General features: G+C 70.8%; 14 protein-coding genes. 7 read left to right on the forward strand and 7 right to left on the reverse strand.

The annotated features are described in order from the left end of the window. The 3 genes from K3769_RS17470 to glgX all read right to left on the reverse strand — a co-directional run bounded on the left by K3769_RS17470 (position 1) and on the right by glgX (position 6,112). Positions 1 to 1,878, reverse strand: coding sequence for an ABC transporter ATP-binding protein (locus tag K3769_RS17470; protein WP_267027343.1), 1,878 nt, complete (start codon positions 1,876 to 1,878; stop codon positions 1 to 3). Then, on the reverse strand, positions 1,875 to 3,716 hold the full coding sequence (locus tag K3769_RS17475) for an ABC transporter ATP-binding protein (protein WP_267027344.1): 1,842 nt from the start codon (positions 3,714 to 3,716) through the stop codon (positions 1,875 to 1,877). Before K3769_RS17475 ends, K3769_RS17470 begins: the two co-directional genes overlap by 4 nt. Before the next feature lie 71 nt (positions 3,717 to 3,787). After that, positions 3,788 to 6,112, reverse strand: coding sequence for a glycogen debranching protein GlgX (gene glgX, locus K3769_RS17480; protein WP_267027345.1), 2,325 nt, complete (start codon positions 6,110 to 6,112; stop codon positions 3,788 to 3,790). Between the two features lie 232 nt (positions 6,113 to 6,344). On the opposite strand from glgX, the gene K3769_RS17485 reads away from it, so the two are divergent. From K3769_RS17485 to K3769_RS17515, 7 genes are all read left to right on the forward strand, one after another. Then, positions 6,345 to 7,577 (forward strand): L,D-transpeptidase, encoded by a 1,233-nt coding sequence (locus K3769_RS17485; protein ID WP_267027346.1) that lies wholly within the window; start codon positions 6,345 to 6,347, stop codon positions 7,575 to 7,577. A 178-nt stretch (positions 7,578 to 7,755) separates the two neighbouring features. After that, positions 7,756 to 9,003 carry a L,D-transpeptidase gene (locus K3769_RS17490; protein ID WP_282566204.1) on the forward strand — a complete coding sequence of 416 codons (1,248 nt, stop codon included), beginning with the start codon at positions 7,756 to 7,758 and terminating at the stop codon, positions 9,001 to 9,003. A 104-nt stretch (positions 9,004 to 9,107) separates the two neighbouring features. Further along, a complete protein-coding gene (locus tag K3769_RS17495; protein ID WP_267027348.1) occupies positions 9,108 to 9,875 on the forward strand; it encodes an enoyl-CoA hydratase/isomerase family protein in 768 nt (255 codons plus the stop codon). Between the two features lie 303 nt (positions 9,876 to 10,178). Continuing rightward, complete coding sequence (locus tag K3769_RS17500) at positions 10,179 to 10,682, forward strand: ATP-binding protein (RefSeq protein WP_267027349.1); 504 nt, start codon at positions 10,179 to 10,181, stop codon at positions 10,680 to 10,682. 287 nt (positions 10,683 to 10,969) lie between these two features. Then, entirely contained in the window at positions 10,970 to 11,575 is a 606-nt protein-coding gene (locus K3769_RS17505; RefSeq protein WP_267027350.1) for an ADP-ribosyltransferase, read from the forward strand. 89 nt (positions 11,576 to 11,664) lie between these two features. Continuing rightward, on the forward strand, positions 11,665 to 11,877 hold the full coding sequence (locus tag K3769_RS17510) for an EF-hand domain-containing protein (protein ID WP_210890568.1): 213 nt from the start codon (positions 11,665 to 11,667) through the stop codon (positions 11,875 to 11,877). Between the two features lie 86 nt (positions 11,878 to 11,963). Beyond that, on the forward strand, positions 11,964 to 12,683 hold the full coding sequence (locus K3769_RS17515) for an NADPH-dependent F420 reductase (protein WP_267027351.1): 720 nt from the start codon (positions 11,964 to 11,966) through the stop codon (positions 12,681 to 12,683). 16 nt (positions 12,684 to 12,699) lie between these two features. On the opposite strand, the gene K3769_RS17520 is transcribed toward K3769_RS17515, so the two are convergent. The 4 genes from K3769_RS17520 to glyA form a co-directional block, all read right to left on the reverse strand. Further along, positions 12,700 to 13,242 carry an MOSC domain-containing protein gene (locus K3769_RS17520; RefSeq protein WP_267027352.1) on the reverse strand — a complete coding sequence of 181 codons (543 nt, stop codon included), beginning with the start codon at positions 13,240 to 13,242 and terminating at the stop codon, positions 12,700 to 12,702. A gap of 45 nt (positions 13,243 to 13,287) precedes the next feature. Next, complete coding sequence (locus K3769_RS17525) at positions 13,288 to 13,845, reverse strand: glycoside hydrolase family 25 protein (RefSeq protein ID WP_267027353.1); 558 nt, start codon at positions 13,843 to 13,845, stop codon at positions 13,288 to 13,290. Between the two features lie 174 nt (positions 13,846 to 14,019). After that, positions 14,020 to 15,405: an L-serine ammonia-lyase gene (locus K3769_RS17530; RefSeq protein ID WP_267027354.1), complete on the reverse strand. Its 1,386-nt coding sequence runs from the start codon at positions 15,403 to 15,405 to the stop codon at positions 14,020 to 14,022. A 115-nt stretch (positions 15,406 to 15,520) separates the two neighbouring features. Then, on the reverse strand, positions 15,521 to 16,783 hold the full coding sequence (gene glyA / locus K3769_RS17535; RefSeq protein WP_267027355.1) for a serine hydroxymethyltransferase: 1,263 nt from the start codon (positions 16,781 to 16,783) through the stop codon (positions 15,521 to 15,523). Between the last annotated feature and the right edge of the window lies 1 nt (position 16,784).

Below are 16,784 nucleotides of genomic sequence, written 5' to 3' on the forward strand. Positions count from 1 at the left end.
TCACTCGGCGTGCTCCTGCACCAGGCTGTCCCGCCAGGCCCGGTGCAGGTCCGCGAAGCGGCCCGTGTCCGTGACGAGCCGGTCGGGGCTGCCGTCCTCGACGATGCGGCCGTGCTCCATGACGAGGACCCGGTCGGCGATCTCGACCGTCGAGAGCCGGTGGGCGATGACCACGGCCGTCCGGCCGCGCAGGACCGTGTGCATGGCCCGCTGCACGGCCCGTTCGCCCGGCACGTCCAGCGAACTGGTCGCCTCGTCGAGGATCAGCACCGCCGGGTCGGCCAGCAACGCCCGTGCGAACGCCACCAGTTGGCGCTGCCCGGCCGAGATGCGCCCGCCCCTCTTGCGTACGTCCGTGTCGTAGCCGTCCGGCAGGGAGCTGATGAAGTCATGGGCGCCGATGGCCTTCGCTGCGCGCTCGATGTCCTCGCGCGAGGCGTCGGGGCGGCCGATGGCGATGTTCTCGGCGACCGTGCCGGAGAACAGGAAGGCTTCCTGCGTCACCATCACCACACCGCGCCGCAGCTCGGGCACCGACAGGTGGCGCAGGTCCACGCCGTCGAGGAGGACGCGGCCGGTCGTGGGGTCGTAGAAGCGGGCCAGCAGCTTGGCGAGCGTCGACTTGCCCGCGCCCGTCGAGCCGACCACGGCTACGGTCTGGCCCGCGGGCAGCGTCAGCGAGAAGGTCGGCAGCACCTCGCCGCCCGTCCGGTACGCGAACCGCACGTCCTCGAACACGACCTCGCGGCCCGGCAGTTCGGAGACGCGCGCGGGCAGCTCGCGCGGCTGCGACGGCTCCGGCACCGAGGGGACCTGGGCCAGCAGACCCGCGATCTTCTCCATCGAGGCCGCCGCCGACTGGTACGAGTTGAGGAACATGCCCAGCCGGTCGATCGGGTCGTACAGGCGCCGCAGATAGAGCACCGCGGCGGCCAGCACGCCCAGCGCGAGCGACCCGGACGCCACCCGGTACGCGCCCCACAGCACGATGCCCGCGACCGCCGTGTTGGCGACCAGGCGGGAGCCGATGACATAGCGGGCCATCTCCAGGATGGCGTCGCCGTTGACGCGCTCGTGGCGGCTGTTGAGCGCGTGGAACGCCGAGTCGTTGACGGCCTCGCGGCGGAAGGCGCGCACCGGCCTGATGCCGTTCATCGTCTCCGCGAACTTCACGATGACCGCGGCGATGGCGGTCGAGCGGACGGCGAAGATCCGCCCGGCGCGGTGCCGGTAGAGCCGGATGAGGAGGTACAGCGGGATGAACGACGCGACGGCGACCGCGCCGAGGCCGAGGTCGAGCCAGAGCAGCATCGTGGAGATGTAGACGAACGACAGGATGACGGTGATGAGCTCCTGGAGCCCCTCGCTGAGCAGTTCGCGCAGCGACTCGACGTCCGTCGTGGAACGGGAGATGAGCCGGCCCGAGGTGTAGCGCTCGTGGAAGTCGACGCTGAGCGCCTGCGCGTGCCGGAAGATCCGGCCGCGCAGGTCCAGCAGGACGTCCTGGTTGACACGGGCCGAGGTCAGGACGAAGCCCCACTGCAGGGCGCCCGCCGCCACCGAACACAGCGCGTAGGCGACCGCCACCGCGATCAGCGGGCCGTGGTCGTCGGCGCGGAAGGCCGGTACGGCACGGTCGATCGCGTACGCCACGAGCATCGGGCCCGCCTGCACCGCCGCCTGCTGGAGCAGCAGGAGGACCGCCGCGAGGACGACGCGGCCCCTCATGGGCGCGAGCAGGGAACGCAGGAGGGTGGCCGTGGCGCGCGGGGGAGCGGGCAGGGCGTCCCGGTCGAAGGGATCGCCCTCCTGGGGCGGCGGCGCCGTCGGCCGTGCCGTGCCGCCGTCTGCCGGCGCGGTGGTGGTGGGCGCCGTCATCGGTTCTCCTCCTCGCTCGTCCGAGTCCTTCCCGACATCAGCCAGGCGTACTCCGCGCTCGTCCGCAGCAGTTCGTGGTGGGTGCCCACGGCGGTGACACGCCCGCCGGAGAGCAGGGCGACACGGTCGGCGAGCAGGACCGTGGACGGGCGGTGGGCCACGACCAGGGCGGTCGTCCCGGCGAGGACGCGCCGCAGGGCCGCTTCAACCAGGGCCTCCGTGTGGACGTCCAGGGCGGACAGCGGATCGTCCAGCACGAGGAAGCGGGGGCTGCCGACGACCGCCCTGGCCAGGGCGAGACGCTGGCGCTGGCCGCCGGAGAGACTCAGGCCCTGCTCGCCGACCTGGGTGTCCGTCCCCTGGGGCAGCGCGTGGACGAAGTCGGCCTGCGCGACGGCCAGGGCGCGGGCCAGCTCGGCCTCGCCCGCGGTGTCCGGCGCCCCCATCAGGACGTTCTCTCCCACCCCCGCCGAGAAGAGGGTGGGCTCCTCGAAGGCGACGGCCACGAGGGCGCGCAGTTCCTCCCTGGGCATCTCGGCGATGTCCACGCCGTCCAGCGTGATCCGGCCCGCGGTGACCTCGTGCAGCCGGGGCACGAGCGCGGTGAGCGTCGTCTTCCCGGACCCCGTCCCGCCCACCAGGGCCATGGTCTCGCCGGGCCGTATGTGCAGGTCGATGCTGTCGAGCACGGGAACGCTGTCGCTCCCGGCATCGGGATACCGGAACCGCACTCCCTCGAACCGGAGCCCGGCCCCCGCCCCGGACGTCCGTGTCCCCCCGGCCGTCGGTGCCGCCCCGGACGCCGGCGCGGTGTCCGCCTCCGGCTCGGCGTCCATGACCTCGAAGTAGCGTTCCGTGGCCGTCGCCGCCTCCTGGCTCATCGCGAGCAGGAAGCCGATCGACTCCACGGGCCAGCGCAGGGCGAGGGCCGTGGAGAGGAACGCGACCAGCGTGCCGGCCGACAGGGAGCCGTCGGCCACCTGCACCGTGCCGAGCACCAGGGCCGCGCCGATGGCGAGTTCGGGCAGCGTCGTGATCGCGGCGAAGATGGCGGCGAGCAGCCGCGCCTTCGCCAGCTCCGTGCCGCGCAGGGTCCGGGAGAGCTCCCGGAAGGCGAGCGCCTGGCTGCGGTGACGGCCGAACCCCTTGATGATCCGGATCCCCAGCACGCTCTCCTCGACGAGCGTCGTCAGATCACCGACCTGGTCCTGCGCCTGCCGCGCCACCCGCGAGTACCGCTTCTCGAAGAGCCAGCAGACGACCATCACCGGGAGGGCCGGCGCGAGCAGGACCAGGCCCAGCGTCCACTCCTGGGCCAGCATGATCAGCACGCCCACGACGATCGTCACCGAGTTGACCAGCAGGAACGTCAGCGGGAACGCGAGGAACATCCGCAGCAGCATCAGATCCGTCGTCCCCCGCGACAGCAGCTGTCCCGACGGCCAGCGGTCGTGGAACGCGATGGGCAGCCGCTGCAGATGCCGGTACAGATCGGCCCGCATCGACGCCTCGACCCCGGCGAGCGGCCGGGCCACCAGCCACCGCCGGAGTCCGAACAGCACCGCCTCCGCGACCCCGAGCAGCAGCAGGTACAGCGCCCCGAGCCACACCCCGCCCGTGCTCCGGTCGGCCACCGGCCCGTCCACGATCCACTTCAGGACGAGCGGGATCACCAGACCCGTACAGGAGGCGACCACCGCGACGACGGCCGCGACGGCCAACCGCCCGCGCACGGGCTTCACATACGGCCACAGCCGCAGCAGGCTGCGTACGGCGGAACGGCTCTCGGCGGGCCGGGTCTCATCGGTTCCCTCGGCGGGCGCAGGTGTGGTGGGCATCAGCAGCGAGCCTACGGTTCGGCACTGACAACACCCAGCGAGTTTCGGCTGGGCGTCGCGTGCCCGGCCGCTCAGCCCACCACCCGCAGCAGCAGCACCGCCCGCGCCGGCACGGTGATCGTCGCGCCCGCCCGGTGCTCCACGTCCGGCGCGGCCGACTGCTCCTCCCGCGAGGTGTCGACGAGGACCTCGTACGAGCGGGCCCACGGTGGCCCCGGCAGCAGGAAGCCCGCGGGTCTGTCCCCCGCGTGCAGCACCGCGAGGAAGCTGTCGTCCGTCACGGGCACGCCCCGCGCGTCCCGGCCCGGGATGTCCCGCCCGGACAGGTACATGCCCAGCGTGCCGGCGGGCGCGTACCAGTCCCGTTCCGTCATCTCCGTGCCCTGCGCGGTGAACCACGCCAGGTCCCGCAGCCCGTCCGCCGAGTGCGCCCGCCCGGAGAAGAACGCGCGCCGCCGCAGCACCGGATGCGCGTGGCGCAGCGCGATCAGCCGCGAGGTCAGGTCGAACAGGGCCCGCCAGCCGGGGTCGTCCAGCAGGCTCCAGTCGAGCCAGCTGATCTCGTTGTCCTGGCAGTACGCGTTGTTGTTGCCGCCCTGCGTGCGCCCCAGTTCGTCGCCCGCGACCAGCATCGGGACACCGGTGGAGAGCAGCAGCGTGGTCAGGAGGTTACGGAGCTGGCGGCGCCGCAGAGCGCGTGTCCGGGCGTCGTCGGTCTCGCCCTCGGTGCCGCAGTTCCACGCCCGGTTGTCGTCCGTGCCGTCCCGGTTCCCCTCGCCGTTGGCCTCGTTGTGCTTGCGCTCGTACGACACCATGTCCCGCAGGGTGAAACCGTCGTGGGCGGTCACGAAGTTCACCGAGGCGTACGGCCGCCGCCCGCCCCATGCGTACAGGTCGCTGGAGCCCGAGAGCCGGTACCCGAGGTCCCGCACGTCCGGCAGCGCGCCCCGCCAGAAGTCCCGTACGGCGTTGCGGTAGCGGTCGTTCCATTCCGTCCACAGCGGGGGGAAGGCGCCCACCTGGTAGCCGCCGGAGCCGACGTCCCACGGCTCGGCGATCAGTTTCACGCGGCGCAGCACCGGGTCCTGCGCGATGACGGCGAGGAACGGGGAGAGCATGTCGACGTCGTGCATGGACCTGGCCAGCGCCGCCGCGAGGTCGAAGCGGAAACCGTCGACGCCCATCTCCGTCACCCAGTAGCGCAGCGAGTCCGTGATCAGCCGCAGCACGTGCGGCTGGACGACGTGCAGGGTGTTGCCGCAGCCCGTGTAGTCCGCGTACCGCCGGGCGTCGTCCTGCAGCCGGTAGTAGCCGCGGTTGTCGATCCCGCGCAGCGACAGCGTGGGGCCCAGCTCGCTCGCCTCCGCCGTGTGGTTGTAGACCACGTCGAGGATGACCTCGATCCCGGCGGCGTGCAGCGCGCGGACCATGTGCTTGAACTCGCCGACCTGCCGGCCGTTGGTCCCGGAGGCCGCGTATCCCGCGTGCGGGGCGAAGTAGCCGATCGAGTTGTAGCCCCAGTAGTTCTTCATGCCCCGGCGCAGCAGATGGTCCTCGTGCGCGAACTGGTGCACCGGCAGCAGCTCCACGGCCGTCACGCCGAGCGCCACCAGGTGCTCGATCGCCGCGGGGTGCGCCAGTCCTGCGTACGTGCCCCGCAGTTCCTCCGGGATCCCCGGGTGCAGTTTGGTGAAGCCCTTGACGTGCAGCTCGTAGATGACGGAGTCCGCCCACGGCGTCTTCGGGCGCCGGTCGTCGGCCCACTCGTCGCCGGGTGTGTCGTCGTGCACGACCACCCCCTTGGGCACGTGGGGCGCCGAGTCCCGGTCGTCGCGCACGGTGTCCGCGACGTGCTGCTGCGGCCAGTCGCGCACATGCCCGTACACCTCGGGCGGCAGGCTCCCGAACTCGTCGCGCCCGGCACCGTCCACGGCGCGGGCGTACGGGTCCAGGAGCAGTTTCGCGGGGTTCCAGCGGGCGCCGGTCCACGGGTCCCAGCGGCCGTGCACCCGGAAGCCGTACCGCTGTCCGGGCCGCACGCCGGGCACGAAGCCGTGCCAGATCTCATGGGTCAGCTCGGTCAGCGGCACCCGGACCTCCCTGCCGCCGCCCTCGCCGCCCGCGTCGTCCCCGTCGTCCGGTGAGCCGAAGAGGCAGAGCTCGACCGACTCGGCCCCGCCCGCCCACAGGGCGAAGTTGGTGCCCGGGACCCCGTCGGGCCCGGTATGGAAGCGCGCCCCGAGCGGGGTCGGCGCACCCGGCCACGCGGCGACCTCCGGTGCCGAACGCGCCGTGCCGTTCACCGCGGGGGCGACCTGTGCGGGCAGCCCTCCGCCGAGGGCGCGCCCCTCCTGCACCGGCTCCCGCACTGCCTCCTGCTCGGCTGCGCTCGACACCCTGGGCCCTCCCGCGGCTCGGTCGGAGCGGCACGAGGAGGACCGCGGCGTCCCGGGCCGCGGTCTCCTGTCGCGTCGTCCTCCCCCCTGTTCTGCCCAGAGCCGGGCTCGCACTCACGTTTCCTGAGGCGCAGGCCGAACAAAGGCACGGAATGTCAGGCGCGCCCGGCGCCGCCCGGCGCCCGTCGAACGGACCCACTTCCCCGGGGGGCGTTGCGTCGTTGGGTCCCACGTGATGCACGCACAGACGCGCGCGGGGCGCGCAGGGGCCGCGCTGGCCGCCGTACTGACATGGGTGGGCCTGCTGGCCTCGGCCGCGGGATGCACCTCGCACGGGGTGGACGAGATGCTCGGCAAACCCCGCTCGCCGGAGGAGGCGATCCGGGTCTCGCCGGACGACGGCAGCAAGGGCGTACGGCCCGAGAAGGGCCTGCGGGTACGCGTGCCGGCCGGGCGCCTGGAGTCCGTGAAAGCCGTGAAGTCCCAGGACGCGCAGGAGTTCCCGGTGCCCGGCTCGATCGGCGAGGACGGCACGACCTGGCGGCCCGACGACCCGAAGCTCGCGCTGGCCGCCAAGTACACGGTCGACGCGGTCGCGCTCGACGCCCACGGCCGGCGGGTGGCCCGGCACGTGGCCTTCACGACGTACGTCCCCGACGAGCGGTTCATCGGATACGTCATGCCGGAGAACCGCTCGACGGTCGGCACCGGCATGATCGTGTCCCTGGAGTTCAACCGGGAGATCGGGAACCGGGCGGCGGTCGAGCGCGCGATCCGCGTGACCTCCGTACCGAAGACGGAGATCGCCCCGCACTGGTTCGGTGATGACCGCCTCGACTTCCGGCCCGAGACCTACTGGAAGCCCGGCACCAAGGTCACCGTCGACCTGCGGCTGCGGGACGTCGAGGCGGCCCCCGGCGTGTACGGGCTGCAGTACAAGACCTTCTCCTTCACGGTCGGCCGCGACCAGACCAGCCTCGTCGACGCCGCCGCCCACACCATGCGGGTGAGCCGCGACGGCGAACTCCTGTCCACGGTGCCGATCACCGCGGGGGCGCCGGGGAACACCACGTACAACGGGAAGATGGTGATCACCGAGATGCTGGAGGTGACCCGGATGAACGGGGCCACCGTCGGCTTCAAACGGGCCGACGGCAAGGGCGAGTACGACATCCCGGACGTCCCGCACGCCGTGCGCCTCACCTCCTCCGGCACCTTCCTGCACGGCAACTACTGGGCCGAGGGTGTGTTCGGCACGGCCAATGTCAGCCACGGCTGCGTGGGACTGCGCGATGTGAAGGGCGGCAGCTCCGCGACCCCGGCGGGCTGGTTCTTCGACCGCAGCCTCATCGGTGACGTCGTCGAGGTCGTCCGCAGCAATGACAAGAAGGTCGCTCCCGACAACGGCCTCGGTGGGTGGAACATGGGCTGGAAAGCCTGGAAAGCGGGCTCCGCGGTGAAGTAGCCCGACATAGGGGTACGCACAGGAAAGGCCCCATCGCGCGCCCGGCTCGATCAGTTGGGACTGAACGGTGACATTCCCGGGAGGTCATCTCTCCTGGCAGTGTGATTAATTAGCGCGATGCGTGCGCGTGACGCGCCGTAGTACGGGCCTGAACAGGCCGTGCGAGGGGAGAACGAACTTGAACGGGCGACCGATATCGGGGGCGTCGGTTGGCGCGCGGACACGGAACGGCAAGGGAGCCCTGGCACTTGTGCTGGGGGTGCTGCTGCTTCTCGTGACCGCGTGCGGCGGAGGAGGGGACTCGGGCTCAGGGTCCGGCGGGGACAAGGGCAAGGACAAGGATTCGAGCCAGGCGGACACCAAGGTCTCGCAGGCGGTCGTGACCATCGCGCCGAAGGACGGCGCCGACGCCGTCAAGACCAGCGGCGCGCTGAAGGTGACGGCGGCCAAGGGCAAGCTGACCGAGGTGAAGGTCGAGGACACCAAGGGCAACCCGGTCGAGGGGGAGATCACCGGCGGGGGCGCCAGCTGGACGCCCGCCGCCCATCTCGCCGCCTCGACCAAGTACAAGGTCCACGCCGTGGCGAAGGACTCCGAGGGCCGTGAGGCCGCCGAGGAGTCCGCGTTCACCACGCTGACCCCGAAGAACACGTTCGTCGGGATCTTCACGCCCGAGGACGGTTCCAAGGTCGGCGTCGGAATGCCCTTCTCGGTGCGCTTCACCCGGGGCATCACGCACCCGGAGGACATCGAGAAGGCGATAAAGATCAAGACCGAGCCCGCGGTCGACGTCGAGGGCCACTGGTTCGGCAACGACCGCCTCGACTTCCGCCCGGAGAAGTACTGGAAGTCCGGTACGAAGGTCACCGTCACCCTGAACCTCGACGGCGTCGAGGGCAGGCCCGGTGTCTACGGCGAGCAGGCCAAGACCGTGAAGTTCACGATAGGCCGCAGCCAGGTCTCCACCGTCGACGTCAAGACCAAGAAGATGACCGTCAAGCGCGACGGCAAGGTCATCAAGACCATCCCGGTCACGACGGGCAAGGCGGGTTACGAGACCTGGAACGGCCAGATGGTCATCAGCGAGCGCCTGCGGGTGACCCGTATGAACGGCGAGACGGTCGGCTACGGCGGTGAGTACGACATCAAGGACGTGCCCGACGCGATGCGCCTGTCCAACTCGGGCACGTTCATCCACGGCAACTACTGGGGCGGCGACGCCTTCGGCAACTACAACGCCAGCCACGGCTGCATCGGCCTGCGCGACCAGCGCGGCGGCGGTGACCGGGGAGCCCCGGCCGCGTGGTTCTTCGACCGCTCGATCGTCGGCGACGTGGTGATCGTGAAGAACTCCAACGACCGGATCATCGACCCGGACAACGGCCTCAACGGCTGGAACATGTCATGGGAGAAGTGGACGGCCTGACCCGCCGCTCTCTTCTCTGACCGTACGGCCCCGGTGTACTCCGTCGCTCCTCTGTGACGGAGCACACCGGGGCCGTACGCGTTAGCCTTCGTTAACCTCCTCCCATGACTGTGCATCTCGAAGTCGCCGAGGGCGTCGGCACGATCCGCCTCGACCGTCCGCCCATGAACGCGCTGGACGTCGCCACCCAGGACCGGCTCAAGGAACTCGCCGAGGAGGCCACCCGCCGCGAGGACGTACGCGCGGTGATCCTCTACGGCGGCGAGAAGGTGTTCGCGGCGGGCGCGGACATCAAGGAGATGCAGGCCATGGACCACGCGGCCATGGTCGTACGCTCCCGGGCGCTGCAGGACTCCTTCACCGCGGTCACCCGCATCCCCAAGCCGGTCGTCGCCGCGGTCACCGGCTACGCGCTGGGCGGCGGCTGCGAACTGGCGCTGTGCGCCGACTTCAGGATCGCCGCGGACAACGCCAAGCTGGGCCAGCCGGAGATCCTCCTCGGTCTGATCCCGGGCGCCGGCGGCACCCAGCGCCTGTCCCGGCTGATCGGCCCCTCCCGCGCCAAGGACCTCATCTTCACCGGCCGCATGGTCAAGGCCGACGAGGCCCTGACGCTCGGCCTGGTGGACCGGGTCGTACCGGCCGCCGACGTGTACACCGAGGCGCACGCCTGGGCCGCGAAGCTCGCGCAGGGACCGGCGCTCGCGCTGCGCGCGGCCAAGGAGTCCGTCGACGTCGGCCTGGAGACGGACATCGAGACCGGGCTCGCGGTCGAACGCAACTGGTTCGCGGGCCTGTTCGCGACGGAGGACCGGGAGTCGGGGATGCGCAGCTTCGTCGAGGAGGGCCCGGGCAAGGCGAAGTTCCGCTGAGCGGCCGGCCGTTGAATCGATACCGCCGGTCCACTTGCTGTTGACGCGATGTATCACCCGTCCGCGTGGAGATATGGCGCGGAGGGACGGCTTATCCGACTCTTAAGACAGCCTTAAGGCTGCCTTGCGGGGGAGCGCGGTCGATTGCCCCCAACGGCCCTGTTCACGCAGGCCAGTTGGGGTGCATGGGTCGCAGTGATGCCGATGGCATATGTCAATCGGATGATGCGGAACAACGGGTTCCGGGGGGTGTATTCCTCCGGAACACCCCGAAGAAGCCCTTCCGGGGGTCATGATGGGGGCATGGCGGGGCTGGAGGGTATCGAACAGCCGCGGCGGCACGGGAGTGCGACCGCGGCGCGTTGGTCGCCTGCTGTCGAGGACGAACACGCGCTGAAGGCACTGGAGCTGTTCGGCGATCCCACCGAGGCGGAGGTGCCGCTGCCGTCCCGGCCGGAGTCCGCCGCCGCGGCGCGCCGGCTCACCCAGGTCGTGGTGCTCCGCCAGTGGGGGCTCTCGCCGAAGATGACCGAGGATGCCGTGTTACTGGTGTCGGAACTCGTGGGCAACGCCGTGCGGCATACGGGGGCGCGGGTCTTCGGGCTCCGGATGCGGCGCCGGCGCGGCTGGATCCGGGTCGAGGTCCGTGACCCCTCGCGGGGGTTGCCGTGTCTGATGCCGGTGCAGGACATGGACGTCAGCGGGCGGGGCCTGTTCCTCGTCGACAAACTCTCCGACCGCTGGGGGGTCGACCTCCTGCCGCGCGGCAAGACGACGTGGTTCGAAATGCGGGTGGCGGACCGCTAGGGGTGCCTCGCCCCCGCCGCCCCTACCCGTTCCCATCCACACAGGGGGCTGCGCCCCCTCGCCCCCCTATCGCGCTGCGCGCTCGTCCTCAAACGCCGGACGGGCTACCAGATAGCCTGTCCGGCGTTTGAGGACCGGGGGTTCGGGGGCAGCGCCCCCGAGTCAGTGTCGGGAACGGGTAGGGGCGGCGGGGGCGAGACAAACCCGCTGGCAACCCCGCCCACGGACTCGCCGCCGAACGAGTGAGGGTCCGCCCCCGAAGCAGACCCCGCCGAGATCGTGCTCCCATGATCACAACCCGCTGGAAGCGTCACGCAACCACCCTCGCCCTCACCCTGACCGCACTCCTCACCACCTCCGCCGCAACACCCCCCACCAGCCCGCCCACCGCAAAGGCGGCAGCCGCCCCCGCCTGCCCCCGGTACGCGGACCCCGTGCACGCCGCCGCCGACCACCGCGTCGACGTCGACCGCATCACCCCCGACCCCGTCTGGCGCACCGGCTGCGGCACGCTCTACCGCAGCGACGGCCGCGGCCCCTCCGTCGTCTTCGAGCAGGGCTTCCTGCCGAAGGACGTCATCGACGGCCAGTACGACATCGAGCAGTACGTCCTGGTCAACCAGCCCTCCCCGTACGTCTCCACGAGCTACGACCACGACCTCTACAAGACGTGGTGGAAGAGCGGCTACAACTACTACATCGACGCCCCGGGCGGCGTGGACGTCAACAGGACCATCGGCGACACCCACAGGTGGGCCGACCAGGTCGAGGTCGCCTTCCCGGGCGGTATCGCGCGGCAGTACATCATCGGCGTCTGCCCCGTCGACAAGAAGACCAAGACCGAGATCATGAGCGACTGCGAGAGCAACCCGCACTACGAGCCCTGGCACTGAGGAGTCCGCCCGGGTGGTCGGCGCGCCGCGTGCCGGAGTGGAACGTTAATCTGACCTCGTCAGTGAAGCACCACGAAGGGGCGGGTCCGGTGGCGGACATCGAGGAAGCACGCAAGGCGTTCGAGCGCATCGACGTGGACGGGGACGGCTACATCACCGCCGCCGAGTTCAAGAAGGCCCTGGCCCAGGGCGGGGACTGGAACGTCACGGAGTCGGTGGCCGAGGCCGTCATCGCCGCCCAGGACCTCAACGGCGACAAGCTGCTCTCGTTCGACGAGTTCTGGGCCCACATCAACAAGTGACCCCGGCACAAGGGGCGCCCACCGGTTCACGGAGGGCGCCCCTTCGCCGTGTTCGGCCATCCGGGTGGAGAGTGGAATAGCCCGGTATGCCCCGGGGTTGGTACAGGGCGTCAGGAGCCCCTCCCACCCCTCGAAGGGCGAGTCCCATGAAGATCGGCATCATCGGAGCAGGAAACATCGGCGGCAACCTCACCCGGCGCCTCACCGCACTCGGGCACGACGTGTACGTGGCCAACTCCCGCGGCCCGCAGACGCTCACGGCCCTGGCGGAGGAGACCGGAGCCACCCCCGTGAGCGTCGAGGAGGCCCCCCGGGGCGCCGAGATCGTCGTCGTCACGATTCCCCTGAAGGCGATTCCCGACCTGCCGTCCGGACTGCTGGACCAGGCGGCCGACGGAGTGACCGTCATCGACACCGGCAACTACTACCCGCAGCGGGACGGCCGGATCGCCGCGATCCTGGACGAGGGCCTCACGGAGTCCCGCTGGACGGCCCAGCACCTCGGCCACACGGTCGTGAAGGCCTTCAACGGCACGTACGCGCAGGACATCCTGGACCGTCCCCGCCCGGCCGGCGCCGCCGACCGCATCGCCCTGCCGGTGGCGGCGGACGACCCGGCCGCCAAGCAGGTCGTACGCGCCCTCATCGACGAACTCGGCTTCGACACCGTGGACTCGGGCACCCTCGACGACTCCTGGCGCCAGCAGCCCGGCACCCCCGTCTACGGCCTCCAGGCGGACGTGGACGGGGTGACGAAGGCCCTGGCGGAGGCGTCCAGGGAACGCACCCCGGACTTCACCGCGTAACCCCTTCGCCCACCGCTCAGACGATCTCCAACGGCAGATGCGGCCCGGCCGGCAGTTCGACCTCGACGGGGTCCCCGGGCCGCACGAGCCCGCCGGCGACGACCACACTCATGATCCCGGACCTGAACCGGGGCCCGCCGTCCTCGCCCCGGCCCACGACCTGCTTCATGAGCCCCTTCTGAAAGGTGTCGATCTGCGCACAGGGATTGCGCAGCCCGGTGACCTCCACCACGGCCTCGTCCCCGAGCCGCAGCAGGGTCCCGGCCGGCAGTCCCAGCAGATCGAGGCCCCGGGTGGTGACGTTCTCCCCGAGCTGCCCGGCCGCGACCTCGAACCCGGCCGCCCGGACCTCGTCGAACAGTTCCTCGTGGATGAGGTGCACCTGCCGCAGATTGGGCCGCGAGGGATCCTTCCGCATGCGGAACCGGTGCTTGACGGTGACCCCGGCATGCACATCACCCTCGACCCCGAGCCCCGCGAGCAGCGTGACGCTCTCCCGATTCGGCTTGCTGAACGAGTACACATCATTGCTGCTCACCGCAGCGACACTCCCGCCCATTGCTGAGCAGCCTCCCCTCGTACCGGGACCGTTCGGCCGGACGCCTCAGGCGTCCTCGGCCCATTCTCGCAGGGCCGCCTTGCTGGAGAAATCGGCGACGTTCTTGTCCAGCGGGTCGTCCGTGTACTGGTGGAAGCGCCACTTGGCCTGGATGCGGGGCTTGCCCGACGACACATAGTCGGCGATCCACAGACCGTCACCGGCATAGGACGTCGTGTCCACGTTCAACCAGAAGCTCCGGTTGCAGTACAGAAGGACCCTGTTGTTCGGCCGCAGTTCGCGCACCTTGCGGATGAAGCGGTCCTTCTCGGCGTTGCTGGCGTGGGTGCCCTCGCCCGTCGTCTCCCAGTCCACGGCGAGGATGTCGCCCGCCTTCTCCGGGGCCTTGCTGACGAAGTACTCGGCCTGGGCGGTGAGGTTGCCGGGCCACAGGAAGTGGTAGAACCCCACCACGCAGCCGGCGTCCCTGGCCCGCTTCGTCTGCGCGCTCAGCTTCGGGTTGACGTACGTCCGGCCTTCCGTGGCCTTGACGAAGACGAAGGACAGACCTTCCGTGCTGTACGAGGACGACTGGTAGGCGCTTACGTCGATGCCGCGCAACATGCGTGACTCCTTGGTGCTGGGTGGCCGGAAACACGGACGTGCCTCCTGGGGCCTGTGGGGGGCAATCCCCTTTGTGGTGCCCGCACTTGGCCCGTACTACCCTCACGCCCACCGACGCCCCGAAGGTTGCGCCGGAGCACGCGCCCCCCGGAACAGGTCCAGGTTCCCAGCCGCTCAGCACTCGATGATGTTCACAGCGAGCCCGCCCCGGGCCGTCTCCTTGTACTTGACGGACATGTCCGCGCCCGTCTCCTTCATCGTCTTGATGACCTTGTCGAGGGAGACCTTGTGCGAGCCGTCGCCGCGCATCGCCATCTTCGCCGCCGTGACGGCCTTGACCGCCGCCATGCCGTTGCGCTCGATGCAGGGGATCTGGACGAGGCCGCCGACCGGGTCGCAGGTGAGGCCGAGGTTGTGCTCCATGCCGATCTCGGCGGCGTTCTCGACCTGCTCGGGGGATCCGCCGAGCACCTCCGCCAGCGCGCCCGCCGCCATCGAGCAGGCCGAGCCGACCTCGCCCTGGCAGCCGACCTCGGCGCCCGAGATGGACGCGTTCTCCTTGAAGAGCATGCCGATGGCGCCCGCGGCGAGCAGGAAGCGTACGACGCCGTCGTCCTTCTCCTCTGCCGTGGCGGAGGAGCCCGCGACGAAGTTCACGTAGTAGTGCAGAACCGAGGGGATGATGCCCGCGGCGCCGTTGGTGGGGGCGGTCACGACCCGGCCGCCCGCCGCGTTCTCCTCGTTCACCGCCATCGCGTACAGGGTGATCCACTCCATGGCGTGCGCCAGCGGGTCGCCCTCGGCGCGCAGCTGGCGGGCCGACACGGCCGCGCGGCGGCGCACGCGCAGGCCGCCGGGCAGGATGCCCTCGCGGGACATGCCGCGCGAGACGCACGCCTGCATCACCCGCCAGATGGCGAGGAGCCCCTCGCGGATCTCCTCCTCGGTGCGCCAGGCCCGCTCGTTCTCCAGCATCAGCGCGGAGATGGACAGGCCGGTCTCCCGGGTGAGCCGCAGCAGCTCGTCGCCCGTTCGGAAGGGGTACTTCAGGACCGTGTCGTCCAGCTTGATGCGGTCCGCGCCCACCGCGTCCTCGTCGACGACGAATCCGCCGCCCACCGAGTAGTACGTCTTTGAGAGCACCTCGGCACCCGAGGCGTCGTACGCCCACAGGGTCATGCCGTTCGCGTGGTACGGCAGGGTCTTGCGGCGGTGCAGCACCAGGTCGTCGTCGAAGGAGAAGTCGATGCCGTGCTCGCCGAGCAGGTCGAGGCGGCCCGACGACTTGATCTTCTCGACCCGGTCGTCGGCGCCCTCGACGTCCACCGTGCGCGGCGAGGCGCCCTCCAGGCCGAGCAGCACCGCCTTGGGGGTCCCGTGTCCGTGGCCGGTCGCGCCCAGGGAGCCGTACAGCTCCGCGCGGACCGAGACGACGGGGGCCAGCAGATCCTCGTTGCGCAGGCGAAGCGCGAACATGCGGGCCGCGCGCATCGGGCCGACCGTGTGGGAGCTGGACGGGCCTATGCCGATCGAGAACAGGTCGAAGACCGAGATGGCCACGGGAACTCCTCAAAACGGGGTGAAGCGGGGTGGAGCGGAGAGGGTCGGGCGGCAGGGATCCGGGCCACGGGGTACCGCGTGCACATCCAGTGTGCGCGGTACCCCGCGAAACGGACTACTTGCCCAGGCCGGGGTACAGCGGGTGCTTCTCGGCCAGAGCCGTCACCCGGGCCTTGAGCGCCGCCGCGTCGAAGACCGGCTTCAGCGTCTCGGCGATGACGTCCGCGACCTCGGCGAAGTCCTCGGCCGTGAAGCCGCGGGTGGCGAGCGCGGGCGTACCGATCCGCAGGCCCGAGGTGACCATCGGCGGCCGGGGGTCGTTCGGGACGGCGTTGCGGTTGACCGTGATGCCGACCTCGTGGAGCCGGTCCTCGGCCTGCTGCCCGTCCAGCTCGGACTCGCGCAGGTCGACCAGGATGAGGTGCACGTCCGTGCCGCCGGAGAGCACGTTCACCCCGGCCTCGCGGGCGTCGGCCGCCGTCAGCCGCTCGGCGAGGATGCGCGCGCCGTCGACCGTACGCTCCTGGCGCTCCTTGAACTCCTCGGTGGCGGCGACCTTGAAGGAGACCGCCTTGGCCGCGATCACGTGCTCCAGGGGGCCGCCCTGGAAGCCCGGGAAGACGGACGAGTTCAGCTTCTTCGCGAAGGCCTTCTTGGCGAGGATGATCCCGCCGCGGGGCCCGCCGAGCGTCTTGTGGGTGGTGGAGGTGACCACGTCCGCGTACTCCACCGGGTTCGGGTGCAGGCCCGCCGCGACGAGGCCCGCGAAGTGCGCCATGTCGACCCACAGGTACGCCTCGACCTCGTCCGCGATCCGGCGGAACTCGGCGAAGTCCAGCTGCCGGGGGTACGCCGACCAGCCCGCGATGATCACCTTGGGGCGGTGCTCCTTGGCGAGTCGCTCGACCTCGGCCATGTCGACCAGGCCGGCGTCGTCCACGTGGTAGGCGACCACGTCGAATTGCTTGCCGGAGAAGTTCAGCCGCATCCCGTGGGTCAGGTGACCGCCGTGGGCGAGGTCCAGACCGAGGATGGTGTCACCGGGCCGGGCCAGCGCGAACAGCGCGGCCTGGTTGGCGGAGGCGCCCGAGTGCGGCTGCACGTTGGCGTACTCGGCGCCGAACAGCTCCTTGACCCGGTCGATGGCGATCTGCTCGGCCACGTCGACGTGCTCGCAGCCGCCGTAGTAGCGGCGGCCGGGGTAGCCCTCGGCGTACTTGTTGGTGAGGACCGAGCCCTGGGCCTCCATGACCGCGACCGGGGCGAAGTTCTCCGAGGCGATCATCTCGAGGGTGGACTGCTGACGGTGCAGTTCGGCGTCCAGGGCGGCGGCGACGTCCGGGTCGAGTTCGTGCAGGGGCGTGTTCAGAAGCGACATC

Source organism: Streptomyces ortus (assembly GCF_026341275.1).
GTDB lineage: Bacteria > Actinomycetota > Actinomycetes > Streptomycetales > Streptomycetaceae > Streptomyces > Streptomyces ortus.

Coding starts and splice junctions, on each gene's coding strand:
- K3769_RS17470 (WP_267027343.1), bottom strand. CDS start 1,878: ATGACGGCGCCCACCACCACCGCGCCGGCAGACGGCGGCACGGCACGG.
- K3769_RS17475 (WP_267027344.1), bottom strand. CDS start 3,716: ATGCCCACCACACCTGCGCCCGCCGAGGGAACCGATGAGACCCGGCCC.
- K3769_RS17495 (WP_267027348.1), top strand. CDS start 9,108: ATGACTGTGCATCTCGAAGTCGCCGAGGGCGTCGGCACGATCCGCCTC.
- K3769_RS17500 (WP_267027349.1), top strand. CDS start 10,179: ATGGCGGGGCTGGAGGGTATCGAACAGCCGCGGCGGCACGGGAGTGCG.
- K3769_RS17505 (WP_267027350.1), top strand. CDS start 10,970: ATGATCACAACCCGCTGGAAGCGTCACGCAACCACCCTCGCCCTCACC.
- K3769_RS17515 (WP_267027351.1), top strand. CDS start 11,964: ATGCCCCGGGGTTGGTACAGGGCGTCAGGAGCCCCTCCCACCCCTCGA.
- K3769_RS17520 (WP_267027352.1), bottom strand. CDS start 13,242: ATGGGCGGGAGTGTCGCTGCGGTGAGCAGCAATGATGTGTACTCGTTC.
- K3769_RS17525 (WP_267027353.1), bottom strand. CDS start 13,845: ATGTTGCGCGGCATCGACGTAAGCGCCTACCAGTCGTCCTCGTACAGC.
- glyA (WP_267027355.1), bottom strand. CDS start 16,783: ATGTCGCTTCTGAACACGCCCCTGCACGAACTCGACCCGGACGTCGCC.